This window comes from Agromyces sp. NPDC029043 (genome assembly GCF_055564615.1).
The window spans coordinates 1-1,687 of the sequence record NZ_JBVHVX010000061.1 but is presented as its reverse complement, the minus strand read 5'-3'; the positions used below and the strand labels follow the sequence as shown (position 1 = coordinate 1,687).

At 65.0% G+C, this 1,687-nt stretch carries 1 protein-coding gene; it reads left to right on the top strand.

Annotation, left to right across the window (positions count from 1 at the left end; all coding sequences use genetic code 11):
* Positions 1 to 114 precede the first annotated feature (114 nt).
* Entirely contained in the window at positions 115 to 1,509 is a 1,395-nt protein-coding gene (locus tag ACZ4TW_RS23995; protein WP_465547020.1) for an IS1380 family transposase, read from the top strand.
* The last annotated feature ends 178 nt before the right edge of the window (positions 1,510 to 1,687 follow it).

The window sequence follows — 1,687 nt, the reverse complement described above, 5'->3', positions numbered from 1 at the left end:
CTTAGCCTCGGGCTTTCACGCTTTTTCGTGTCGTGAATGAAGAATGGTGCCCTGACCTGGGATGATTGAACTTGCGAAGGTATCAATCGGACCAGATCGAGGAGCACCATTCAGGTGAGTAAGTCTACGTCGCCCTACCCCATGCTGTCTGCAGATGGCACCGGAACCGGGGTGGTGTCGCACGCCGGCGCCACGGTGGTCCTGCGGGCCGCGGAGAAAACGGGTCTGACCAGCCGATTGTCCGAAGCGTTGGCGCCGTGGCGTAAACCCCTTGCGACCCATGACCCGGGCAAGATCATCGCTGATCTGGCCGTGGCCGTCGTGATCGGTGGCGACTGTTTGGCTGACATCAACCAGTTGCGCGCCGACCCGGCGGTGTTCGGTCAGGTCGCCTCTGACCCCACGGTGTCACGACTGATCTCGACGTTGGCTGACGATGCGCCGGCGGCACTGTCGGCGATCACGACTGCCCGCGCTGGCGCGCGGGCAGCGTGCTGGTCGGCAGCCGGTACCGCTGCTCCCGATCATGACGTCGACGTCGATGATCCGATGATCCTCGACCTCGACGCCACCTTGGTCACTGCGCATTCAGAGAAAGAGGATGCGGCACCAACCTACAAGCGGGGGTTCGGGTTTCACCCGTTGTGCGCGTTTGTCGATCACGGCAGCGAGGGCACCGGCGAACCCCTGGCGATCGAGTTGCGACCGGGTAATGCTGGTGCAAACACAGCTGCCGATCACATCGCGGTCACCGCCGCCGCACTCGAGCAGCTACCGCAGGTGCACGGGTATCGGGTCGGTAAGTCGGTGCTGGTGCGTACCGACTCAGCCGGCGGCACCCACGAATTCCTCGACTACCTCACCCGCCGGCGCCTGGCCTACTCGGTGGGGTTCGGACTGACCGAGACGACCGCGGCCGCTATCGACCGCATCAGCCCCGAGGCGTGGACGCCGGCCTACGACGCTGACGGCGTGCAACGCGACGGGGCATGGGTGGCCGAGTTGACCGGGCTGATCGACCTGGCGGGCTGGCCTGCCGGGATGCGGGTGATCGTCCGCAAGGAGCGCCCGCATCCCGGTGCGCAGTTACGGTTCACCGACCACGATGGGTTGCGGCTCACCGCATTTGCCACCAACACCAGCCGTGGTCAACTCGCCACACTCGAGCTACGTCACCGGCGTCGGGCACGCTGCGAAGATCGTATCCGCACGGCCAAAGACTGTGGCCTGACGAACCTTCCGTTGCACGGATTCGACGCCAACCGCATCTGGTGTGCCATCGTGATGCTCGCCTGCGACTTGATCGCCTGGACCCAGATGCTCGCGTTCACCGATCACCCCGCCCGCCGGTGGGAACCCAAACGACTGCGCCATCGCCTGTTCGCGATCGCCGCCAAGATCACCCGCCACGCGCGGCGAACCCGGTTGAAACTCGCTGCCCACGCACCCCACGTCGACCTCCTGCTCGACGGAATAGCCAGACTCGCAGCGCTTCCCGCGCCGGCCTGACCACCAGGCCCGATCCGATCATCGATCCAGAAAGGATGCTTCACCTCGGGACCGTGAACCCCGACGCCCACCGACGCCTCGGGCAACACGCCACGGTCCACACCCGGAATTCAGTCCTCAGACCACTCATCCGGGCCACTCAACAAGGGACCGCCACCTCACGAAAGATTGAGGTTAG